Raw genomic sequence first — 360 nt, 5'->3', positions numbered from 1 at the left:
CCTCTTTGCCAGCTTTTATAAGGCTCCGCAAAGTATACGGTAGTATTTAAATAATGCTCAATCGCATGATGATAATTAAATTCCATCCCATTATCAAAGGTGATGCTTTTAACCATTTTTTTAAACGGCGTTAGCAATTTTATTATCATATCTTTCGTTTCGGAGGCGGTGCGTTGATTAAGGCGTCCAATGAGTACGAGTCCAGTTTTTCGCTCAACTAACGTCAACAATGCTTGCTTATCTTTACGGCTAATTATGGTATCGCCCTCCCAATGTCCTTGCGTTTTCCGACTTTCTACATAACTTGGACGTTGTTTAATTGACCGTTTATATCGGCGGTCTCCTTCTTTAATACTCGGT

At 39.4% G+C, this 360-nt stretch carries 1 protein-coding gene; it reads right to left on the bottom strand.

The window, feature by feature from the left end; genetic code table 11:
* A partial coding sequence (locus tag A9G25_RS06565; protein WP_141675032.1) for an IS30 family transposase occupies positions 1–360 on the bottom strand: 360 nt, incomplete at both ends.

This window comes from Gilliamella sp. Bif1-4, assembly GCF_001690535.1.
Lineage (GTDB): Bacteria > Pseudomonadota > Gammaproteobacteria > Enterobacterales > Orbaceae > Gilliamella > Gilliamella bombi.
This window is presented reverse-complemented; position numbering and strand designations above follow the sequence as displayed.